Below are 20,680 nucleotides of genomic sequence, written 5' to 3'. Positions count from 1 at the left end.
ACTGACAACTCTGCTCTAGACTATTGCATAAAATTATCACTTGTGCCGGTTTTCAGAGGGAAGTAGGTGTGGCAGAAGAGGGCGTAGACTATTTATGCCGGCCAGAATAGCTGTGCCATTGTGGATGATGGTGGCAATAAGGGGATTAATGCCAGTGGTACAGGCGAATATTAGGGCTATGATAACAATTTAATAATACAGATATAGTTTTTCGGATTAAACTCCTGGTTTCTTTGGCAATGGCAGCGGCGTCGAGGAGAGTTAATAAGTTGTCATCCATTATTACTACGTCGGCAGTGTCCAGGGCGATGTCAGAGGCGGAGGCGAAAGAGATAGAGACATCTGCATAAGCCAAGGCGGCAGCGTCGTTCAAACCATCACCAACAAGGGCCACCACTTTCCCCTATTTATGGAGACTGCGGACAATTTTAGCCTTGTCTTCAGGAAAAGCCTCCGCGTAGACTCTCCGAGGAATGCCGAGAATGTTGGCTACTTCCAACGTTCTGGTTTGATCATCCCCTGTTAAAAGATAAACCTGGACGTTTTAAGGGGTCATTGTACTCGATATAACCCAGCAATTTATCGCCCGCTGCCACATACACTGCCCCATTTGGGGGGATAATTTCCACAGGAATCCCCAAGAAACATAGAAATCTTTCAATCCCTACTGTAAGATTTATTACTTCAATAGTAGTAGCAATCCCCGAGCCTACCTGATAACTCCAGTTTTCCCTTGGTAAAATCTCCGCCCCCCCTTGCTGGCTGTAGTCTACAATGGCCCTGGCTACGGGATAGTCGATTCGTTGTTCAGCTGATGCAGCCAATTGTAGCAGTCTTCTGGCAGTTATCCCACTGCAGGTTGGACTTACCCCCACCACCTGTGGGGGTGCCCGTTTTATCGAAGACAATAGTATCAATTTCCGACAACAATTCCAGGGCGCGCCCACCCCTCACCAAAACTCCATGACGGGTAGTGTGGTTTAGTGCGCCCAAAAAGGCTGTTGGAATTGATACTGTGGTTGCCAGTTACAAAGTCCAGAGTCAAAATGGAGGCCGCCCTGGCTCTTTGGTTATTATCAGTACTATTGTCGCTAATAGTAGGCCGGGAAGGAGAAGTTTTTCTGCAATAATGGCGGCATAGTTAGCCATTCTGGTATCATGGACGGGGGCATTAAGTAATAGTTGGATACTGGCGGCAGCCCGGGTTTGATTGCCTACTCTTTCCGCGTGGATTTTTAGTTTCCCCCACCGCACTAGGGTGGAGGCGTAAACATGACTGCCTTTTTGGGCAATTTTGGGCATTGACTCTCCTGTGAGCTGGCTTTGAGCTACACTTGCTAACCCTGAAAATACAAAACCATCTACAGGTATCCTCTCACCGGGGTGGACAATAACAATGTCGCCGACAGTTATCTTTTCACTGGGAATTTTGACGACTTTGCCGTCTCTTTCTACCCAAGCGGATTTGCCAATGGTGTCTAACAGGCTAGCAGTTTTTCGTTCTGTAGCACGGGCGGTGTATTCCCTAATCAAGTCTCCCTTATGACTAGGGCAGAAGTTAAGAGTCTACCCTGTAAACAGCTGAATACCATTGCCGTCAAATCCAGACAGTCAATGTTGAATTTAATGCCCTTTTTGCCACTGGCAAGGCTGCCATTGCCAAGGCGCCTCTAGCTAACCACTTTAGTATTGAGAAGGGATAACGAGTGTTCAAATAGGCTAAGGCTGTAGCAATCAGTGGCAGGGTGATACTGTCAGACAGGTTTTCTCTCTTATCTTCCTCTGACTGTTGAGTCTCCCTGCTGTTACACTGGGGCAGTGGGGAAGAAAACAGTAAATCCAAAAGACTTGTCAGGGAAAGACGGGGGGTGTATCAAATCACAAGACAGGAGGCAGCATGGTTGAAACGATAACTCTCTACCCCCGCTGGATTTGATAAACATCTTGCCAATCCCTCTTCTGTAGTCTTGGTGAGGTTAAATATTCTGAGTCTTACTCTTCCCCTGACTTGATGGACAATTTTATATTGACACGCCTTCATTTTCCCCCCTATTGCGCTTCTGGGTGGTGGGGATGATGGTTTTCTTGTTTGGCTTTTTCGATAATCTCCCGCAACCGCAAACCCAATTCTAATTCTGTGCTTCCTGCGGCGTTGTAGTTTATCACCACGGATGCTACTGTGTGGTTAACACGAACATCCATGACATTTTCATCTTCTCCTAGGAGTTTTTTGAGTCGTTTGGCAAAAATAGCATCTTCTTTAATCCTGGGGATACGCAAACGAATTCTCCCTGGTATTTTATGAACTATTTTCACTTCCTCATTTTCCAAGAGGGAAGGTTGGGAGGGTGGGGGGGAAGTTGTGGCGGTAGTGGGAGTCTTTTTCAACTCTCTAAACAATTGCCCACAGACAGTTGCTACCCCCAGATTCACTAGTAGTGCATTGGCGCCTCGCAACTGGAAACGACTGGTTATTAATAATCCTATCAACACGGGGACAATGGTTTCTATTTCTTCATGTTCCCTCAAAAAGTTTGCTATTTCTGTTGAGGTGTTGGAATGGAATTGTACTATGGTGGAGTCTGTCATTTTCTTCTCCTCAAACCCCGCTTACCTTACAACTCAAGGACATCAATTTGTTGACTATTCTGACGGGGTGACATTAGTGTTGTTTGCGGCTTTTTCTGCCATAACCTCTGCTTTTGCCTCGGCTACTATATCTGCCAATTGTTCTCCCGTTTCTGCCAGAGTTTCCTTGGTTTTCTGATAGATTATTACCCCAGTTTTAATAGTTGCTTTTGCCAATGGTTTTAACAGAGAAATAATAGTGTAACCTAAAACTACTGCCCCCATGCCAAAGGCTATCAATGTTGCGGGGTTTTGATGATAGATATCCTTGTACTCTTTCCAACATTTTTCCCATGCCCCTTCCAGAACAAAATCTCTTTTCAAGGAATCGGTATTACCCAGATGCAATCTGCCGTTTTTCGGTCAAAAGCTGCCCTCCCCCTGTGCACTTGTACCACATAGGAAGGGAATTTGCTTTCCAAAAAAATGGTGCACCCCTCCCTTATCCCCATTGCCACCAAATGGCGGATTAATGCCTCGTCTTGTGTTCTTAATTCTGACACCATTGCTCTTTGTTGTGCTTTCAATTGTGACAGAGGTAAAGGCGACGATTTTTGCATCTTTTTTTTCGTTTTCTGGTGGCTTTTTTTTTGTTTTACCTTCTTTCTCCCATGGGAGTCTGTTTCTCCTTCTAAATCAAGATATGACTCCTGATACTAAAAGCAAATTTTTTTGCCTTTGCTTGTTAGCTCTTACCGGCTTCTGAAAAACTAAATTACATATCCCCCTATAAAGTAAACTTAATCACGTGTTCAGGTAATATGAAATTGACTGAAATAAGAAGAATGACAGTAAGGGATAGAAGTGAAGAACAAAAAAGTGTTTTCGACCGGAACTGAGGATAATATTTAGTTTTTTTCTTACCAGATAATAAACAACATCATAACTTACTTGAAGTTGGAACTTTTGTTTGAGCCACATTTGAACATCTTTGTAACTGCCAAGGGAGGGGTTGTTAGCCAATTCCTGATTGAGTTTGGCAACAACACAGGGGGGTACAAGAGAATTTCTCCCGCCCCTTTTTTTATTTTTTAAAAGTCCTTCTATTCCCTCTTGCTGATAACATTTTAACCAGTACTGAACAGTAACACGGTGTCTACCAACAACCTGAGCCACTTCTGTGATGGTTTTAATTTTCCCGCCCTTTAGTAGGTATAACACCTGTATCTTCTGAAAACGGTCAACGGTTTTTTGTTGCTCTAATAATTTTTTTAGAGTCTCAACTGACTCTAGTATTTTAATATGAGACACTCCTGACATAGTCTATCTGTAAAAACAATTTGACCAACAGCTAGAATACAGTAAACTCCCCAGGAGTTTTCCTCCCGGATTGACAGGAATTATTTTCAGTTATTTTTTAACAAAACTTAACAAAAAAGAAATTACAGAGTAAAGCCAGTAAAAAGAAGAAGGCGGCTAGTGACAAAACCCATAAAAAAGGCAAAGGGAAAGATGAAGCTAACCATTGCTAGGGTAGTTTTCCAACCCCTTTCTTTTAACATCACTTGCAATTGGGCAATGCAAGGAAGAAATAGAGTGAGAATAATGGCACAAACCACTAACTGGTTTACTGTGAGGGTTTCTTGAATATCAAATAAACCGGCGGCGCCATAGTCTCTACGGAAAAACCCATAGAGGAAGACTGGGGAGACGGCTTGAGGTAATCCCAGAAAAACAGTTAGGGGGTTTAACCAGCTGATGATTAAGTCAAATATGCCGGTAATTCTGCCAAACCAGATGAAAATTGAGGCGTAAATAAACAAAGGGAGTATTTCTAGATAATACGCCTTCATGCGGGTATAGGTTTTGATGAATATATTTTCCAGCCTAGGGAGTCTTAATGGTGGAACTTCCATGTAGAAACTAGCGGCCTTCCCGGGTAGAATACGAGAAAGGGTGGCGCCTGAAATAAGGAAAACACTGGTTACAACAGTTGCCCAAACCAATAACCCCCTGGGGTGAGAGGCTAACAATCCTAGGATAACACCCCATTGTGCTGCACAAGGTATGGCTAGTGCCAAAAGGAAGGTGGCAATGAGTCTTTCCCGTTTTGTTTCGAGAGTGCGGGTTACTACAGTGGCCATGGTGTCACACCCCAACCCCAACACAATAGGAATCACCCCCCTGCCAGATAAGCCGATGAGTTTGAATAGTCTATCCAACATGAGGGAAAGCCGTGGCAGATAGCCAGTGTCTTCTAAAAGGGCAAACATGAGAAAATAGGTTGACACGATGGGGAGGATTAGGGCTGTGGCATAACGAATCCCTAGGGTGATAATGCCATACTCGTTGGCAAACAAATCTTGAATGACCGGCCAGGGGAAAATTTGAGCTACTATGCTGTTTACAAGAGGGTTGATTTTTTCTTCAAAGTGTCCTTCAATGGTATCTACTAGGGTGCCCGCCCCAAATTTGCCCACGAATTGATAAACACCGAAATAGACAATGACTATGAGGATGGGGAAGCCGGTGAGAGGGTGAATCATCAACTGGTGTAATTTTTCCCCCATTCCCAAACCGCCATTACCGCTTTGCTGTAACACTTGTTGTTCCAATTCTAGTGCTCTTTGGGCCCTAGTCTCCTGAATGATTTGGCTGAGGGGTTTAGCCAGTTGGGATTCCAATTGAGCAATAAGAATGTGGATGTAGGATATAACTGCCGTCTGTTGGAGGCGGGAGAGGATATCTTTATCCTTCTCTAACACCAGCAGGGATAACCCCCGGGGGGAGAGGTGAGAGTATTCTCGTAAGATATCGGGTGGGAGTTGTTGCAATAATTGTTCAATATTATTGATTACCTGTTCAATTAAGGGGGGATATTTTATCTCATACATAGGCGGCCATTCTCATTTTGAGTTGTTCAATTCCTTGTTTTTTGGCGGCAGACATTTTGACAACGGGAATTCCCAGTTTCTCTTCTAGGGATAACGAGTCGATGGCGATATTCATCCGCTTGGCTTCATCAATCATATTCACTGCTAACAGAAGAGGCAAACCCATTTCCATCAGTTGAAGGGTGAGAGTAAGCATCCTCCCCAGGTTTTTCGCCTCTACCACGTGGATAGCCAAAGAGAGGTTTTCCTCCAGCAACAACTTTTTAGCAACCTTTTCTTCTTCAGTGATGGGGATTAGGGAATACATGCCTGGGGTATCGACAACTGAGACATACTTCTCACCGATTTGGGTTTTTCCCCTAGCAATTTCCACTGTAGTACCCGGATAGTTAGAAACCGTTACATAGGTGCCAGTGAGGGCGTTGAATAAAACACTTTTCCCCACATTGGGCATACCCACTAAAGCCACAACCTTTTCGGGAAAGTGAGTTTTTGAAACTGATGCCCACCAACTAGATTTGCATTTGCTTCCACTACAACTGTGGCAGGACATATCCATCTTTTTGGCAATAAATTCAAGCTACCAGTATTTTAAGTAAATTGCAATTCTTTGTCAACTAATCCTTAAATATTTGTAAAGAGGTTGTCTAGGGGAGAGAAGTCCTGCCGGCATATTTAATGAGAAATTTTTTCGCCACTGAGGATAAATGTGGGGTCAATAGCGGCAAAAACCTGACTAAGCCCGCGGGTTTCGAGGCGGTTACTGGCAGCTTGTACTACTTCCACATTACAGGCTCCCAATTGTGCCAAAGACTCAGATATTTGAAAGAGGCTCTCTAGATTGTTAGCGGTGGCCACAATTCGGCCGCCGGGGGGCAGATGTTCCCATCCCTGGACTAGAATAGTTTTGACGGACTTGCCACCCCCGATAAAGATGCGATCTGGTTCTAGGGGTAGTTTGGAGAAGCACTCTGGGGCACTTCCCTCGAACACTTGGACGTTATCCACCTGGAATATTTGACAATTTTTCCTGATAAGCTGGGCTACGTCGGGGTCCCTTTCAATGGCAATTACCTGAGCCTTAGGGCAGAGAAGGGCAGTTTCAATAGAAATTGTACCAGTTCCGGCGCCTATGTCCCAGAGGATAGATTCTTTTTTCAGGCGTAAGGCGGAGAGGATTAACAGTCTTACCTCTCGTGTGGTGAGGGGAATGCCGGGGAGACGGGCAAAAAATTCATCGGGGATGCCAGGGGTTATGTAGGGCCATTTTACGGTCATAGTACTAATTATTACGTTTCCAGAGAAGGTAAATCAGGAGGAAACAGACAAGGAAATAGGTGGTGGTGATCACCCCATTAAGGTATAAAATGCGGAAAGCCCATACGTCGTTTTCAGCAGTGGCGCCACCTAGAGACAATAGGGTATAGGATACCAGCCAAAACAAACCCCAGAAGAGAGACAAACGTGCTATTTTTTTTTCTCTGATGCCAATGGTGGGATGGGATTGGAGATTTAGGAAACTGAAAACGGGGCCAAAAATAGGCATTAGGTATAAGGAGAGACGGAATTTTTGCCAATTGTCCTGTCTGTCATTCATAGGTTACTACCAGTGAGTATGGTACAGTTAGTGTCATGGTTAGTATCGTTTCATTGCCCTTTGCATTTCTCTTTCTGCCTCGCGGCGTTTGATGGTTTCCCGTTTGTCGTGTAATTTTTTACCTCTAGCCAGGCCTAGACTCACTTTAACCCATTCTCCCTTAAAATACATTTTCAGTGGGACTAGAGTTAACCCCTTTTCCTGGAGTGCCCCTATAAGCTTGTTGATTTCCCTTTTATGTAAAAGCAACTTGCGATCTCGTTTAGGGTCGTGATTAAAATACTTACCAGTGGTGTCACAGGGGGAGATGTGGACATTAGTAAGCCAAGCCTCCCCGTTGCGGATTAGGGCGTAGCCGTCTTTTAGATTAACCTTCCCCTTGCGTATAGATTTTACTTCAGTTCCTAACAATTGGATTCCTGCCTCATAGGTTTGAAGAATATCGTATAAGTGTCGTGCCTGACGATTATCACAGACTACCTTTACTGGTTTATCGGCATCCTTCATAGACAGTTGTTAAAAGGGGATGATCCTCTTATTGTAGCTAATCTTGGGGGGAAAGGGCCCACTGAGGTGGTAACTCGCCGTGTGTGATAATATCTGCCATCTCCTTGGGAGACAGAGGTTGTAGAAGGAATTGGCAACGGAAACAATCCCTGGCGGCGGCGGTAAGGGAATGTATAATTTGGGGGAGAGAGAGAGAGGGAGGGATAAGAGGTTGAGGAGGGGGGGATTGAAATACCTGCTCAAACAGTTGGGGATTAGGGGACAATAGCATAGAACCATGTTGTAGAATAGAATCACCCTGTTTGAGAATAGCACTGCCAATGAGTTTCCCACCGCGGCAATCTACTAGGTCGGCAGCAGTGGCAAGATGAAAACAGTTAGGGGAAGAGAGACAATACTGCTTACTGCCAAAGTGTAATTGTAGACCCAGGCGACGCCAACCTTCAATCAGAAATTGGGAAATTTCGCGATAGATTGTATACAGACTTCCCTTTTCTACAGAGGTAATGACAGCATAACACAAATCCCCCTGATGGAGTACTGCCCTGCCGCCGGTGGGGCGTCTCACCATTGGCAAGGGGATTGTATGCCAATGTGGGGGAAGATGTTTTTTTTGATGCCTGCCTAGGGAGATGGCTGGGGGATTCCAGGTGTAGAAGCGGAGGGTGGGAGGGTGATTGTGACATCTATGTTGTTTCAGTATCCAGGAATCAATGGCCATCTGCAGACGCCCGTCTCCCTCCAGCAGGGGGATAAGACGCCACAGGGGATGTGATTTAAGCGGCATGGCTAGGATTGGTGCTCGAACACGTTGCCGTAAAATAGCAGGTCCAAGTCTACAAATACAGGTATTACGTTAAAACACCGTTGTGCTAATTCCCAACGCCCCTCTCGTTTTAACATTTCTTCCAGTTTTTCTTTGATGGGGATGAGATACAGTACATCATTAGCGGCATAGGCCAACTGTTCAGGGGTAAGACTTTCTACACTCCCCCAATCAGAATTCTGTGCCCTCTTATCCAATTCTACTCCTTGTAAATCCTGCACTAGACTCTTTAAGCCATGACTTTGAGTATAAGTGCGGGCGAGTTTACTGGCCACCTTAGTGCAAAAAATAGGCCTAGTTTCCACGCCAAAGGTGTACTTCAATATAGCTACATCGAAGCGAGCATAGTGGAATATTTTGAGAATGGACTCTGCCTCCAGCAGCCGCTGTAGGTTAGGGGCGGAGGTTTGTCCTTTTTTGATGCGTATAGCGGTGACTAGACCCTGGCGATCGCATATTTGCACCAAACAGAGACGATCCCGCTGGGGTATTAACCCCATAGTCTCCGTATCCATCGCCAGGCAGTCCGCTTTCAGGTACTCTTCTAGCAGTCCAGTTGACAAATCTTCTTCGCAAACCTGGAACTTCTCCGGCAGCATGGCTAGTAGGAATCTTGCTCGTGACGACGGGGATAAATTTGTTCTGCTTCCGGGCAGTCTTCGGAAACAGGTATATCTCCATAGTATCCCCGTGGTACCGATGATAACTTGCGGCTGATGGCGCCTATGCTTTCAAGACGGACAATCTCCTCCCACGAGGAGTTTTCATAGTCTTCCTCCATTTCGTAGCGGATGGTAACGATGTCTCCTTCTATCCCTGTGATTCTGGCATCTTCTATCCAGCGTTGTTGATCCCGCAAGAAAATAGAGACTTCGCACCCTTCCTTGTACAATTGGTAAATCTTGCGGTCTAACATAGACTTCTCCTCTGTTTTAGTTGTACAACATATTACCATCAAAGGGCGACTGGCCCCCTAAGAGGGCTCCGGGTTTATATCTCCCTACCTAGACTAGTGGTCAACCTTCCTATTATAACCTAAAGACGGGTGTGAGGGGTTCGGTTAGGGGTGTTAGGGCTAGTTTAGACTTCCATTTTTTCATTCTTGACTGACCCACTGTATTGTTTACTCTTTCCTTTCCCTTTTCATTTTAACACTGATTCTGACTTACGACACAATTTTCCTCGTGTTTATACAATAATTCTAGTATGTACCTGACCACAGTATCTGTTTGTTCCAGCATAGCAAAATGGCCACAGTTGTCAATTTCAAATACAATCTGTTGGTGGTGTTGGTGGAAGAGGCGGTGAAAACTTGCTAGGTGGTTGACGTATTGGATTTCCATCACCTTGTCTTGCTTGCCTGCCAGAAAGTATACTGGCCGGGATAGACGGGCAACTATTTGTGGTAAGTAGTGCACTTGCTCTTCTGTTGTAGCTTCCAGTAGGGAGGAAATAGCCGCCTGGGCGTTGGCGCTGAGGAAATCTTTTATTCGTTGTCTGCCCCAGTGTTTATCCAGGGGGCGTTGCACCATCATCCTGGCGAAGATTCTATCTAAAAAGGGAACAAATAGCAACCAGGGAGGGCGAAATTTAACTATATTTTCCCCGGCTTTGCGGAAACGTTCAAATTCCTCCTGTAGGTATATGCCCCCACCGGCATTTATACAAAATATTCCCCTTACAATATCGGGACAAATATCAGCAGTCCATAAGGCAATACTAGCACCCAGAGAGTGTCCAATCAACCATGCCTTTTTTATCCCCAAGGCTGTCAATAAAGCTTGTAAATCCTGGGCGTAACTGTGAAGACTGTAAGAGGCATTACAGTGGTTTTTTGTGGAGAAAGGGGGTTGGGATTTACCGAAGCCTCTTAGATCATAACTCAAACAGGCATATTTGTCTTTTAATTGTTCTATCAATGGTAGCCAGTAGCAGTGACTCAGTAGCCAACCGTGGACAAATACTAAAACGGGGCGAGAATTGTCAGCATGTGGAATATACTGGTAGAAGTGGTCAACCCCACGAACGTTGATTGTACTCATTTGTCTGTATTTTTAGCCTCTCCTTACTTATATTCTAGGGTGTTTCGGCCTGTCTGATTCATTTTTGTATCTTTTCTTACCCTCACTGCCGATACTACCCTTTTCTTTTTTTGCCGTGGGAAAGTTTATAATTTCTGATGACCGTTGCTATTTGAATCACAAGGGGAATGCTGTTAACAGATGAGTTGTTGTTTCGCTATAAGCGTTGTCGTCGTCGCGCTTTTTTAGATGTCTATGATTCGTTGACTACTGTAAGAGAGGAAAAGGACTTTTTGGGGATTTTACGGGAGGAAAGAGAATTACACAGTCAAAAGGCTTTGCAGTATTATAACTTGGAGGCTGAGAAACCGAGACTGAGGGGGGAAAGGGATAATAAAAAACTGGCCGCCATCACCACACAGCTGATGAGTCAGGGGGTAAATGGCATCTATCAGGGAGTAGTCAGTGTTGACATGCCTGACAAGGGGGGTAACTCTGTCACCCTTATGGCTTCCCCCACCCTGTTGGTAAAACAAAATATCCCTTCTCGTTGGGGGAATTGGAGTTATTTTCCCGTCAATGCCAGTCTAGGGAGGAATCCAAAACCGGAGTATAAGTTAATTCTCGCCTTCGTGGTAGACATCCTCAACCGCCTCCAGGGGGTAAATATCACTCGCGGAGAAATCTTTCTGAAGGATAATCTTTCCCCCCACCCAGTAGATTTGGGTATATGGTTACCTCGTGCCCGGGAATTGGTCAATGAATGTTTAGAAATGTTAAGAAACAAGGAAATTCCCGACGTCTACATTTCCCGTCAGCGTTGTAGTTTTTGTCCTTGGTATGATGGCTGTTATCAGGTAGCCAAGTCCAGTCTAAATCTGTCTTTAATTCCCGGCATTACTCCCAATAGGTATCAGTTGTTGGTGAGTAATGGTATTCGCAATTTAGAGACTCTCTGTCAAACACCCCTATCCCGTTTAAGGGAAATATTTGCCGCCGAGGGGGAGGTGGCGGCGAGAATAAAACAACAGGCTATTTCCATTTTATCGGGCAAGCCCATTCTAAGGCAACCTAATCTCCTGCCACTTCCTCAGTCTCCTGTGGAAATATATTTTGACATAGAGGCCGACACCAGGAGGAATGTGGATTATCTTTTGGGGGTATTGTGGGTTGACAATGATAACATGAGTCAACAATACCACACTTTTTTGGCGAAATCCCCGGAAAAGGAGAAGTCAATTTGGCGTGACTTTCTCCACTTTATCCAACAGTATCCCCATGCCCCCATTTTCCACTATTCTGAATACGAAGTGGAAACGGTAAAAAGACTGGCTAGTTTCTACAACACTCCTGCTAGCCAATTGCAGTCTCTGTTGTCTCGTCTATTCGACTTACATAAAATCCTCACCCATTCCTTTTTCCTGCCGGTAGAAAACTATTCTCTCAAGTCTGTTGCCAATTACCTAGGCTTCCATTGGCGTAATCCAAAGACTGGTAGTAATTCCTATACCCGTGCTCCTATTGGTGGTGACCAGTGTATTGTCTGGTATGATCAGTGGTTAAAGACAAAAGATCCCTTCTGGTTAAACTGTATAAAGATATACAACGAGGACGACTGTTTAGCTACCTATTATTTGAAAAAGTGGATAGCAGACTTCCAGACGGAATGGGGTTTTTAGATGCCAGTTTTAGACAAGGTAGGTTTCAGGTAAGACGAATGCTACCCACCGGTAAGCCTGGGAGAATAGATTATAATCCTTAAAGAAAAAAACATTGCCCCAACTGTTTTCTAAAGACTCTGTTTGATTGCAGTAGAAAGATATTTTTTCCCTTCCCCAAATGCGATAGATGACAATGTGCCAGTGGTAGCCTCTCTGTCGCATTTCGAAAACCAAATCGGGGAGACGGTTGAAGGTTTCCCCCTTGCCAAAGGGACAACATTCATCCCAAAATTCTGTTATGATGACGGGGCAGTTAGTCTCCCCCATTCCCCGGATTACCTGTAAGTCAAAGCCCTCTGTATCTATTTTTACCAAGCCTATGTCTGTGGGGAGAATGCCACTTTTTTGTAGACTTGCAAAAGTTTTGACTGTTACGGTGACAGTCTCAGTGAAAGACAAGTTTTCCGGCATGGAGTGGGGGATTAGGCTATGGTAAAGACTATCGTCGCCGTATATCTTTGTGGCAGTCTTGTCAGTGGCTAGGTATAGATTGCCGATGGTGTTTTCATTTCCTAGGGCGAAGGGATAACAATGAAATTGTGGGTAGTGGCTAAGACGGGATTTTAATTTCTCATAGGTAGGCAAATAAGGCTCAAAACTATAAACCTCATATCCGGCCCTAAGTAGGCATTCACTCACTTCACCAATATTAGCACCAACATCTATTGCCTTGCGACTAGGCAAGAAGGAGTATAGGTGTCCCATCAAACCCATTTCTGGGTGTTTTAACCCCGCTTTTGAGATGGAAACCACTATTGGTGAGGGTTTTATGTTTTCTACTTGGTTTTCTTTTGTCTTTTTTTCACTGGTAGTGACACACTCTAATGTTTCTTTTAGCCTTGTAGTTTCCTGGTTTAATTTTTCCAGTCTTATTGTTATCTCTGGGATAGATTGTTGCAGTATCGAGTCGGAATTTTTAATTTTTTCAAAAAGCTCATTGTAACTAGAATGCACACTATCCAGTATTTGACTTAGTTTTTCTGCCACTTCTTTTAGGTTAACATTGGCGACAGACAGTTGTTTGTTTTGATTCTCAATACTTTTGAAGATACTTGACTTATTTTTTTCTATTAGGTTTATTATTTCAGACTGTTGGGTATAAATTGTATCGTATAGAACTATAATGGCCTCGGCAATTTCTATCAAGGCCTCCAGAGAGGAGGTGTCATTTTCCACTATGTTGTCTAGTTTTTCTAGTATTAAGTCTTTTACTGTCTTTAGTCTTCTAAATAGGGGCAAATCAGCCAGATAACTCGCTATTCCTCTTGTTGGTGAATTGGAAGACATAGTTGGCCAGGAAATTGAAGTAGGGAAATGAAAAGAGTGGGGGTTATAAGACTGAAAAACAAGTTGTTAGGGATTGTATTAGAAGTCAAGAGTTGTAGTAAGAAGAGAATAATGTTTCAAATCTTAAATCCGCTACTTTCCCCTGAGAGAGAGACTCCCATAACCAATAGTGAATATCTTTGGCGGAAAAATTAGGCGCGATTTTAGACGCCTTTGTTCTCATGGCTTCTTGTGTCTGCGGTTGAATGATATAATCGACAGCGGCGAGGAAACTGTCCGAGTTATAGTCGCAAACCACACCAATCCCAAAATGTTTGACAAAATTGGCGGCGGGAGTGTTTTCATTCCCCATGACAATTATAGGGGTATTGCCGACACAGGCAGCAAAAATTATTCTCCCAGGTAAACTCAAACGGGATAATTCTGGCCTATCATCCCTCCTGTCCAGTGTACCAGTTGGCACCACCACATAGGGGTATTGTTTCAATTTTCCTGCCAATTCCTCTTCCGTCACAACCCCATAGGGATTCAATCCTCTTTTTTGCCGAATTTCCTCTGGGGATTCTATCAGCCAATTGTAAGAATAATTTCCATACCAATCCAACCTGATTTTTGCACCAGTAACTGTATTGCTTAACATTTCAAACCAGTGTGGACTCCATATACTGCCAATTAAAGCACCAATCTTGGCATTCAACAATTTCTCATCAGGGGTGGCAGGGGTGGTATTAATCAAATGGTGGGGCACTACAGCGGGCAAAATGTAGAATGGCAGGTTGTATTTTCCCTGATAGGCATCCCTCAATTCCGGATGAGTAGCCAGTCTCAGATCACACTTGCTGAGAAACTCTGCCATTAAGTCGTCTGGGATTTTGTTTAGTACAATATTTTGGTCATCCATGATATAGACTCCCAAGGGCACATTGAAAATGTCCTTCAGGGCTATACTCAAAAGTAAATCGTCAGGGTAGTAAGGCACACAAAAACCCCGTTTTACCGTAATATCTTCCAAAAGCTCAATGGTAAGCTTATAGGCTTGTATTCTAGTAATTCCCTTGTGGGGGAGACAATAGCTGACATCGCCAAAATTGTGCAGGCCACTATAGTGGTTATCAGTGCGTATAGAATAAATATTCGGGGTGTCGGCAATGATTCTCTTCACCAGTACACCTGTGCCATGTTTATGGTTTACTTCATTATGGGTAATAACCACGGTGGCATCTTTTAACAGTCTACCCAGTTTTTCAAAACGTTGGTCAAATGGGTGTTTTTCCTTTAAAGACTGCCAAATCCATTCTTCCACACCCTGAGACGAAAAAGTGGCGGCTAATTTCAGGGCATTCTTACGGATATACAGTTGAGTTTCCTTTTCGGTAAGCCAGGCTACGGTTTTTTGAAATTGTTGTGTATCATATTGACATACAGTCCCCAATTGGTGTTGTCTGACAAATCTCGCTGCTGCCGTGTCTGGGTTGCCAATCACCAGGATGGGGGTATGGGAGGTGGCAACAATAAAGGGTATACGAGAAGGCAGACTGAGACGCGCGATTTCTTGTCTCTGCTGGGGGTTAAACTCACTGGCGGTGGGTATTACGGCAAAAGAGGCTTCTCTTAGTCTTCCTACTAACTCCTCTTCTGCCAGATAACCATGGAAAATAATGCCATCTGCGGCTAATTCTTTTTCGTTAAAGGAAAGCCACTCTCTGTTGGGATTGCCATACCAGTGAATCGGAATACCACTACTTCTAACTGTTTTCCTTAACTCTTCCAGCCACTGTTGACTCCAAATATTTCCTATAATAATTCCGTGTTTATTATCCCCAGAAGGCATAACGACGTCAGTGTCGACAACAAGGGATGCCGGGGCTACCGGTGGCAAAAACCAGAATTTTCTGTTATACTTCTCCCCATACTCCCTACAAATCTCCCTGGAAACCCCCAGGCATAAGTCTGAATTGGAAATTAACTCCTTCATCAACTCGTCGGGGATTCCTTTTGCGTATATATTTTGGTCGTCCATTATGTATGTGCACAAAGGGACTTCAAATAGCCGTTTGATGGCGATGGCATTTATGACATCATCGGGGAAGTAGGGAATTGCGAGGATTCTTCGAGGCTTGATGTTGGTTATGAGGGATTGTATTTTGGAAATAGCGGCAGAGATGTCTTTGTGATTGTCATGACTGATTAGGAAGCTGAAACGGGCAAAATCCTCTTTTCCATCATACAGATTGTGGGAGCGGACTGAGACTATTTTCTGTTTATCGGGGAAGAGTCTTTTTAAGAGAATCCCTACTCCTTGACGCTGATTTACTTCACAGTGACAGACAATAAAATCATATTCCCGGCTGGTTTGAATTGCCTCTAGCTTCCGTAGTATCTTTTTTAGTTTTCGTCGCAATTGGATTTGATATTCAAACAACATGGTAATATCGTCCGTCAATTAACCAGTTCAGGCCTTCATTGTATTCTACAGCTAGGGGTGTAAAATCCCGGCCTTTCCAAAACTATGTCTGATTGTCTCCCTCATTTTCAGTTTCTTTTTTGAGTATGTTTTTGCAAATCTCCCTTAGTTTCATTCGCTCGATATAGGGCCAACCTCCCACTTCATCAATGTGTTTTAATAACAGATATAGTTGATGTCGGGTGTCTGGTAATGAGGGTTCAAACATTTCTTCCCTGATTTTCCTGTGTAATTTTTCCAATTCTCTTAACACCAAAAGCACGGCAAAAATATCATACTTATACTGGTAAGCCAATTGCCAAATTTGTTGGGTTAGTTTTTCTATTTCTTGTTGGAGGGTTGTTTGACTGGTATTACTATCCATGGGTTTGGGGTAGGTTAGAATAGATAAGCTTGGGGCTGTCACCTAAATCATAACTGTTTGCCTCTTGATTTTGGGGGGGGGAGAGGATTAAACAAGTGCCTTTTTAAGACTAGAACATAAATGGGCAACTGCCGCAAGGCTCTTTTCTGGAGGCTCTTGTGCCAGAATTTTGACAAAGGCACTACCTACAATAACAGCATCTGCACCCCATTCCCTGATTTTCGCTGCTTGTGCTGGCTTGGAAATACCAAAGCCTACACCTATAGGTTTCTCTGTTACAGACTTTAGCCGCTCGAGCAAATCCCTAACTCTTTCTTGCACCTCCTCCCTCATTCCAGTTACCCCTGTGACACTCACCAGATAAATAAACCCCTGGGATTTGCTGGCAATTCGTTTAATTCTTTCCATGGGGGTGGTGGGGGCCACCAACAATGTCACCTCAATGCCCTTTTGCTGGCTTATACTTAAGAACTCCTCTGCCTCTTCCAGGGGCAAATCCGGCACCACCAAGCCTTTTACACCCACCCGAGCGATGGATTCTAGAAAATTTTCCACCCCTCGATGAAAAATTGGATTATAATAGCTAAATAGTATAATGGGCGCCTCTATGTCTTTATTCACCTCTGAGACTAACTCCAAGACATGCTGAAAACGCGTGCCTCGTTTTAACGCGCGGTTGGCTGCTGCCTGTATTACTGGGCCATCGGCTAGGGGATCAGAGTAAGGTAAACCCAATTCTATCAAGTCTGCTCCATTTTCTGCGAGTATTTTTAGGGCTTTTTTTGTCGTGTGTAAATCTGGATCTCCCGCCGTTATGAAGGGAATTAGGGCACATTTGGATTCTGCTCTTATTTTAGCAAAACGCTGAGATACCGAGGTCATTTTTCTGTTTAATTTCCCCCTATTATTTTATTTACTTCTCGAATACAACTCAAAAAAAAAGCTACCCAATTGTAGCAAATAGTGACAAAGAAATAAAAGGTCTTTTCGGGATAGAGCGGCTATTGAAGATTGTCATCTGTCATCAGTTTTTCTAACTCTTCGGGAGACATTTTTTCTAGCTGTTTTGCCAGGAAAGCCTCCTGATACATTCTGACTTGGCGGTGATAAGTCATATTTTTGGTGAAAACTCTAACAATATAGGTGATAACCCAGCAAATTAAACCTAAAACCAAAACTGTCTGACTCCATATCCCGGCGTCGATGGAGTCTAAACCAAAAAATCGGAAAAGAAGATAGGCAAAACCGCCAATAAGGAAAACCCCAAGGGCGATTAAAATAGCATCAATCCTCTTCATATTGTGGTGTTTTCTAGTTTAACTGACGACGACGAGGTCTAAAATTAAGGAAGGGGGCTAATAGTAACATGCCAGGGAAGAAGAAAAACACCAGAAAATACATAAAACCCCTCTCAAAGGAGGAGGCAACATACCATCTACTGTTGAGATAAGAGTATACGATGGCAGGCACAATTAACAGATAGAGGAGACTGATGAGGATGTACAAGCCTGCAGTGATTACAGTCTCTAAGGGAAGCATCTCTAGATTAAAAAGGTTATTCATAATGAGTGGGCAGCTATGGTTCTTCTTCTAGGATACTATTTTAAGGTCTTTTTTAGAAGGCCAAAAGTAGGGTTAACAGGGGGAATATCTATGTTTAAGGATGATAGCCTCAATCTGGCTGATGGTGTCTTCCAATTGGGCATTGACTATCTGGTAGTCGAATTCGCCACTGGCTGCTAATTCGGTTTTTGCCTGTTGTAAACGTTTTGTGATGGAATCCTCACTGTCAGTGCCCCTTTGCCGTAAACGTCTTTCTAATTCTTCCAAGGATGGGGGCATAATAAAGATTCTAACGGCGGAGGGGAAGGTTTTTTTTACCTGTCTTGCTCCTTGTACCTCTATTTCCAGAATAACAGTCTTTCCTTTAGCAATTTGTTCTTTTACTGGTTGACAGGGTGTACCATAATAGTTGCCATTATACTCTGCCCACTCTAAGAACTGGGACTGTCGGATGAGTGTTTCAAATTCCTGACGGGAGAGGAAATAGTAATCCCTGCCGTTAACTTCTCCCTGACGGGGATTGCGAGTGGTGGCGGAAATGGAGAGGAAAAAATGGGGGTGTTTTGCTAATAGCCTCTTGATGATTGTACCTTTTCCTACACCACTAGGCCCGGTTATAACCACTAATTTTCCCTGAGACTGCCCCGAATTGTTATCCATCCCTACAAGACAAAAGAAAAGCTATGGTGACAGGCTTTCCACCCGGCAGAAGGATAGCCACATATATTAGTTTACCGCAAGGACAGGGCAAAACTATGACCCTTGTCTAGCCTTTTTGTTATAATGACAGGGGGTGTGGGTCTTTTTGTCTGTAAATAGGACCAGTCCACCCACAATCAATATACCATTGCAGTTAACTGTCACCTCGTGAGTGTCACGTTTGAAGTGGGTATAATGAGATAATTCTTTTGCGGGAAAAATACAAAAGTTTTAAACTCGCCTGGTGGGTAAATAGGAAAACGCCGGCCAAATGTGAAAGGAGTCGACTATAATCAGCGAATAGAGCTTTTATAGGACTAGAAGGGGAAATATGACAAAACAACCGGACAGAATTATTATATTTGATACCACCTTGAGAGATGGAGAACAATCCCCTGGAGTTAGTTTGAATGTGGAGGAAAAATTAACCATTGCCAAGGCTTTGGCCAAACTAGGAGTGGATGTGATAGAGGCGGGGTTTCCCCATGCCAGTCGGGGGGATTTTGCCGCTGTACAAAAAATAGCAGAGGTGGTAGGCACTGAAAATGGCCCCGTAATCTGTGCCCTGGCGCGTGCTACAAAACAGGATATAAAAAGTGCCGGCGAAGCCCTAAAACCCGCCTGTAAGAGTCGGATTCATACCTTTATAGCCACTTCAGATATACACTTGCAGTATAAATTGAAGAAGACAAGGAAGGAGATACTGGAAATAGTACCAGAGATGGTGGCCTATGCTAAAACCTTCACACCAGATGTGGAGTTTTCTGCGGAGGATGCCGGGCGCACTGACCCAGAATTCCTCTATGAAGTGTTAGAATTGGCAATAGAAGCTGGGGCTACCACTGTTAACATTCCTGATACAGTGGGTTATACTGTGCCCTCCGAATTTGGAGCCCTAATCAAGGGAATCAAGGAAAATGTGCGTAATATTGACAAGGCTATTATATCGGTACACGGGCACAACGACTTAGGCTTGGCAGTGGCTAACTTCTTGGAGGCTATCAAAAATGGTGCCCGACAGTTAGAATGCACTATTAACGGTATTGGGGAAAGGGCAGGCAATGCGGCTTTGGAAGAATTGGTAATGGCTCTACATGTGCGCCGTCAGTATTTTAACCCCTATTTGGGACGTCCTGCTGACTCCACTGAGCCTCTGACTAACATTGACACCAAACAGATATATAAAACCTCCCGTCTGGTGTCTAGTTTGACGGGAATGGTAGTACAACCCAATAAGGCCATTGTAGGAGCCAATGCCTTTGCCCATCAATCCGGCATTCACCAAGACGGGGTGTTGAAAAACCGTCTCACCTACGAGATCATGTCGGCCGAGTCCATTGGCTTGACCTCTAATCAGATTGTACTAGGAAAACTATCTGGACGCAATGCCTTCCGCACCCGTCTTCAGGAATTGGGGTTTGAGTTATCGGAAGAGGAGTTAAACAAAGCTTTTATTCGCTTCAAAGAGTTGGCAGACAAGAAGAAGGAAATCACTGACTGGGATTTAGAAGCCATAGTCAGTGACGAAATCCAGCAACCCCCTGAATTATACCGCCTGGAGTTGGTACAGGTCTCCTGTGGTGAACCTGCAGTACCGACTGCTACAGTTACTGTGAGGACTCCTGAAGGAAAAGATGTGACAGCTGTAGCTATAGGTACAGGGCCAGTGGATGCGGTGTACAAGGCTATAAGTCAGGTGGCAAATATTCCCAATGAGTTAGTGGAGTATTCGGTAAAATCTGTGACTGCCGGCATCGACGCCATGGGGGAGGTAACTGTGCGTTTGCGTCACCAAGGGAAAAACTATTCCGGCTATGCTGCTAATACGGACATTATCGTGGCTTCTGCCCGGGCCTACGTAGCTGCCTTGAATCGCCTGTATGCCGCTACGGTGGGGCGTCACCAGAGCAACAACAATAACAACGACAGTGAGAATACTGCCCAGGAGGTCAATTTAGTGACTCCTGCTTAGTAAAATTGTAAACGGGGGCTAGGGGGATTGGCTCTCCCTGGTTCCCTTTTAAGACAACAGGCGGTTTTCTCACACACCACTAACTATACAAACGTTGCTGGGGGAATTCCCTAATTTAGCTCAGATAACACTGCTAGTCAAACCCTCAACAGGGGAGCGGTGGGGGAGGCGTTTCCGTACACCCTCCATATGGATAT

General features: G+C 44.2%; 22 protein-coding genes and 1 pseudogene. 2 read left to right on the top strand and 21 right to left on the bottom strand.

All coding sequences use genetic code 11. The annotated features are described in order from the left end of the window. Nucleotides 1–36 precede the first annotated feature (36 nt). The 14 genes and pseudogenes from IGQ44_11865 to IGQ44_11800 form a co-directional block, all read right to left on the bottom strand. Nucleotides 37–2,041 (bottom strand): annotated as a pseudogene (locus tag IGQ44_11865) (heavy metal translocating P-type ATPase). Between the two features lie 8 nt (nucleotides 2,042–2,049). Continuing rightward, nucleotides 2,050–2,589: a metal ABC transporter ATPase gene (locus IGQ44_11860; GenBank protein HIK38671.1), complete on the bottom strand. Its 540-nt coding sequence runs from the start codon at nucleotides 2,587–2,589 to the stop codon at nucleotides 2,050–2,052. Between the two features lie 54 nt (nucleotides 2,590–2,643). Further along, entirely contained in the window at nucleotides 2,644–2,853 is a 210-nt protein-coding gene (locus IGQ44_11855) for a DUF5132 domain-containing protein (GenBank protein HIK38670.1), read from the bottom strand. 95 nt (nucleotides 2,854–2,948) lie between these two features. Further along, a complete protein-coding gene (locus tag IGQ44_11850; protein ID HIK38669.1) occupies nucleotides 2,949–3,188 on the bottom strand; it encodes a ferrous iron transport protein A in 240 nt (79 codons plus the stop codon). 184 nt (nucleotides 3,189–3,372) lie between these two features. Continuing rightward, a complete protein-coding gene (locus IGQ44_11845) occupies nucleotides 3,373–3,888 on the bottom strand; it encodes a helix-turn-helix domain-containing protein (protein ID HIK38668.1) in 516 nt (171 codons plus the stop codon). Nucleotides 3,889–4,010: 122 nt separating this feature from the next. Beyond that, nucleotides 4,011–5,462, bottom strand: a complete 1,452-nt coding sequence (locus IGQ44_11840) for a ferrous iron transporter B (GenBank protein HIK38667.1) — start codon at nucleotides 5,460–5,462, stop codon at nucleotides 4,011–4,013. Then, on the bottom strand, nucleotides 5,455–6,015 hold the full coding sequence (locus IGQ44_11835; protein ID HIK38666.1) for a 50S ribosome-binding GTPase: 561 nt from the start codon (nucleotides 6,013–6,015) through the stop codon (nucleotides 5,455–5,457). The genes IGQ44_11840 and IGQ44_11835 overlap by 8 nt, the downstream gene beginning before the upstream one ends. Nucleotides 6,016–6,137: 122 nt before the next feature. Beyond that, the gene (cbiT, locus tag IGQ44_11830) at nucleotides 6,138–6,740 is read right to left on the bottom strand and encodes a precorrin-6Y C5,15-methyltransferase subunit CbiT (GenBank protein HIK38665.1); all 603 of its coding nucleotides are present in this window, start codon (nucleotides 6,738–6,740) and stop codon (nucleotides 6,138–6,140) included. A gap of 4 nt (nucleotides 6,741–6,744) precedes the next feature. Further along, nucleotides 6,745–7,059 carry a hypothetical protein gene (locus IGQ44_11825; protein HIK38664.1) on the bottom strand — a complete coding sequence of 105 codons (315 nt, stop codon included), beginning with the start codon at nucleotides 7,057–7,059 and terminating at the stop codon, nucleotides 6,745–6,747. Between the two features lie 39 nt (nucleotides 7,060–7,098). Next, nucleotides 7,099–7,566, bottom strand: coding sequence for an SsrA-binding protein SmpB (smpB, locus tag IGQ44_11820; GenBank protein HIK38663.1), 468 nt, complete (start codon nucleotides 7,564–7,566; stop codon nucleotides 7,099–7,101). Nucleotides 7,567–7,603: 37 nt separating this feature from the next. After that, complete coding sequence (locus tag IGQ44_11815) at nucleotides 7,604–8,353, bottom strand: lipoate--protein ligase family protein (GenBank protein HIK38662.1); 750 nt, start codon at nucleotides 8,351–8,353, stop codon at nucleotides 7,604–7,606. 2 nt (nucleotides 8,354–8,355) lie between these two features. Continuing rightward, nucleotides 8,356–8,991, bottom strand: coding sequence for a ribonuclease D (locus tag IGQ44_11810; protein ID HIK38661.1), 636 nt, complete (start codon nucleotides 8,989–8,991; stop codon nucleotides 8,356–8,358). Nucleotides 8,992–8,993: 2 nt separating this feature from the next. Continuing rightward, nucleotides 8,994–9,308, bottom strand: a complete 315-nt coding sequence (locus tag IGQ44_11805) for a hypothetical protein (protein HIK38660.1) — start codon at nucleotides 9,306–9,308, stop codon at nucleotides 8,994–8,996. 232 nt (nucleotides 9,309–9,540) lie between these two features. Beyond that, nucleotides 9,541–10,434 carry an alpha/beta hydrolase gene (locus IGQ44_11800; protein ID HIK38659.1) on the bottom strand — a complete coding sequence of 298 codons (894 nt, stop codon included), beginning with the start codon at nucleotides 10,432–10,434 and terminating at the stop codon, nucleotides 9,541–9,543. Between the two features lie 167 nt (nucleotides 10,435–10,601). On the opposite strand from IGQ44_11800, the gene IGQ44_11795 reads away from it, so the two are divergent. Further along, nucleotides 10,602–12,092, top strand: coding sequence for a TM0106 family RecB-like putative nuclease (locus tag IGQ44_11795; protein HIK38658.1), 1,491 nt, complete (start codon nucleotides 10,602–10,604; stop codon nucleotides 12,090–12,092). Between the two features lie 9 nt (nucleotides 12,093–12,101). On the opposite strand, the gene IGQ44_11790 is transcribed toward IGQ44_11795, so the two are convergent. The 7 genes from IGQ44_11790 to gmk form a co-directional block, all read right to left on the bottom strand. Next, nucleotides 12,102–13,421: an FkbM family methyltransferase gene (locus tag IGQ44_11790; protein ID HIK38657.1), complete on the bottom strand. Its 1,320-nt coding sequence runs from the start codon at nucleotides 13,419–13,421 to the stop codon at nucleotides 12,102–12,104. An 85-nt stretch (nucleotides 13,422–13,506) separates the two neighbouring features. Then, complete coding sequence (locus IGQ44_11785) at nucleotides 13,507–15,846, bottom strand: beta-1,6-galactofuranosyltransferase (GenBank protein ID HIK38656.1); 2,340 nt, start codon at nucleotides 15,844–15,846, stop codon at nucleotides 13,507–13,509. An 82-nt stretch (nucleotides 15,847–15,928) separates the two neighbouring features. After that, nucleotides 15,929–16,249 (bottom strand): hypothetical protein, encoded by a 321-nt coding sequence (locus IGQ44_11780; protein ID HIK38655.1) that lies wholly within the window; start codon nucleotides 16,247–16,249, stop codon nucleotides 15,929–15,931. Between the two features lie 87 nt (nucleotides 16,250–16,336). Further along, the gene (gene trpA, locus IGQ44_11775) at nucleotides 16,337–17,131 is read right to left on the bottom strand and encodes a tryptophan synthase subunit alpha (GenBank protein ID HIK38654.1); all 795 of its coding nucleotides are present in this window, start codon (nucleotides 17,129–17,131) and stop codon (nucleotides 16,337–16,339) included. A 119-nt stretch (nucleotides 17,132–17,250) separates the two neighbouring features. Beyond that, entirely contained in the window at nucleotides 17,251–17,547 is a 297-nt protein-coding gene (locus tag IGQ44_11770) for a DUF3007 family protein (GenBank protein HIK38653.1), read from the bottom strand. 13 nt (nucleotides 17,548–17,560) lie between these two features. Further along, nucleotides 17,561–17,812, bottom strand: coding sequence for an NAD(P)H-quinone oxidoreductase subunit L (gene ndhL / locus IGQ44_11765; protein HIK38652.1), 252 nt, complete (start codon nucleotides 17,810–17,812; stop codon nucleotides 17,561–17,563). 72 nt (nucleotides 17,813–17,884) lie between these two features. Then, nucleotides 17,885–18,472 carry a guanylate kinase gene (gene gmk / locus IGQ44_11760; protein ID HIK38651.1) on the bottom strand — a complete coding sequence of 196 codons (588 nt, stop codon included), beginning with the start codon at nucleotides 18,470–18,472 and terminating at the stop codon, nucleotides 17,885–17,887. A 370-nt stretch (nucleotides 18,473–18,842) separates the two neighbouring features. On the opposite strand from gmk, the gene IGQ44_11755 reads away from it, so the two are divergent. Then, nucleotides 18,843–20,483 (top strand): 2-isopropylmalate synthase, encoded by a 1,641-nt coding sequence (locus IGQ44_11755; GenBank protein ID HIK38650.1) that lies wholly within the window; start codon nucleotides 18,843–18,845, stop codon nucleotides 20,481–20,483. Nucleotides 20,484–20,680 lie beyond the last annotated feature (197 nt).

Source organism: Geminocystis sp. M7585_C2015_104, assembly GCA_015295805.1.
GTDB lineage: Bacteria > Cyanobacteriota > Cyanobacteriia > Cyanobacteriales > Cyanobacteriaceae > DVEF01.
This window is presented reverse-complemented; position numbering and strand designations above follow the sequence as displayed.

What these genes read in the sequence shown, in the direction of transcription:
- IGQ44_11800 (HIK38659.1), bottom strand. Translation starts at nt 10,434, where the DNA reads ATGAGTACAATCAACGTTCGTGGGGTTGACCACTTCTACCAGTATATT.
- IGQ44_11825 (HIK38664.1), bottom strand. Translation starts at nt 7,059, where the DNA reads ATGAATGACAGACAGGACAATTGGCAAAAATTCCGTCTCTCCTTATAC.
- ndhL (HIK38652.1), bottom strand. Translation starts at nt 17,812, where the DNA reads ATGAATAACCTTTTTAATCTAGAGATGCTTCCCTTAGAGACTGTAATC.
- IGQ44_11855 (HIK38670.1), bottom strand. Translation starts at nt 2,853, where the DNA reads ATGGGGGCAGTAGTTTTAGGTTACACTATTATTTCTCTGTTAAAACCA.
- cbiT (HIK38665.1), bottom strand. Translation starts at nt 6,740, where the DNA reads ATGACCGTAAAATGGCCCTACATAACCCCTGGCATCCCCGATGAATTT.
- IGQ44_11805 (HIK38660.1), bottom strand. Translation starts at nt 9,308, where the DNA reads ATGTTAGACCGCAAGATTTACCAATTGTACAAGGAAGGGTGCGAAGTC.
- IGQ44_11860 (HIK38671.1), bottom strand. Translation starts at nt 2,589, where the DNA reads ATGACAGACTCCACCATAGTACAATTCCATTCCAACACCTCAACAGAA.
- IGQ44_11755 (HIK38650.1), top strand. Translation starts at nt 18,843, where the DNA reads ATGACAAAACAACCGGACAGAATTATTATATTTGATACCACCTTGAGA.
- IGQ44_11790 (HIK38657.1), bottom strand. Translation starts at nt 13,421, where the DNA reads ATGTCTTCCAATTCACCAACAAGAGGAATAGCGAGTTATCTGGCTGAT.
- IGQ44_11845 (HIK38668.1), bottom strand. Translation starts at nt 3,888, where the DNA reads ATGTCAGGAGTGTCTCATATTAAAATACTAGAGTCAGTTGAGACTCTA.
- IGQ44_11840 (HIK38667.1), bottom strand. Translation starts at nt 5,462, where the DNA reads ATGTATGAGATAAAATATCCCCCCTTAATTGAACAGGTAATCAATAAT.
- gmk (HIK38651.1), bottom strand. Translation starts at nt 18,472, where the DNA reads ATGGATAACAATTCGGGGCAGTCTCAGGGAAAATTAGTGGTTATAACC.
- IGQ44_11785 (HIK38656.1), bottom strand. Translation starts at nt 15,846, where the DNA reads ATGTTGTTTGAATATCAAATCCAATTGCGACGAAAACTAAAAAAGATA.
- IGQ44_11810 (HIK38661.1), bottom strand. Translation starts at nt 8,991, where the DNA reads ATGCTGCCGGAGAAGTTCCAGGTTTGCGAAGAAGATTTGTCAACTGGA.
- trpA (HIK38654.1), bottom strand. Translation starts at nt 17,131, where the DNA reads ATGACCTCGGTATCTCAGCGTTTTGCTAAAATAAGAGCAGAATCCAAA.
- IGQ44_11850 (HIK38669.1), bottom strand. Translation starts at nt 3,188, where the DNA reads ATGCAAAAATCGTCGCCTTTACCTCTGTCACAATTGAAAGCACAACAA.
- IGQ44_11795 (HIK38658.1), top strand. Translation starts at nt 10,602, where the DNA reads ATGCTGTTAACAGATGAGTTGTTGTTTCGCTATAAGCGTTGTCGTCGT.
- IGQ44_11780 (HIK38655.1), bottom strand. Translation starts at nt 16,249, where the DNA reads ATGGATAGTAATACCAGTCAAACAACCCTCCAACAAGAAATAGAAAAA.
- smpB (HIK38663.1), bottom strand. Translation starts at nt 7,566, where the DNA reads ATGAAGGATGCCGATAAACCAGTAAAGGTAGTCTGTGATAATCGTCAG.
- IGQ44_11815 (HIK38662.1), bottom strand. Translation starts at nt 8,353, where the DNA reads ATGCCGCTTAAATCACATCCCCTGTGGCGTCTTATCCCCCTGCTGGAG.
- IGQ44_11770 (HIK38653.1), bottom strand. Translation starts at nt 17,547, where the DNA reads ATGAAGAGGATTGATGCTATTTTAATCGCCCTTGGGGTTTTCCTTATT.
- IGQ44_11835 (HIK38666.1), bottom strand. Translation starts at nt 6,015, where the DNA reads ATGTCCTGCCACAGTTGTAGTGGAAGCAAATGCAAATCTAGTTGGTGG.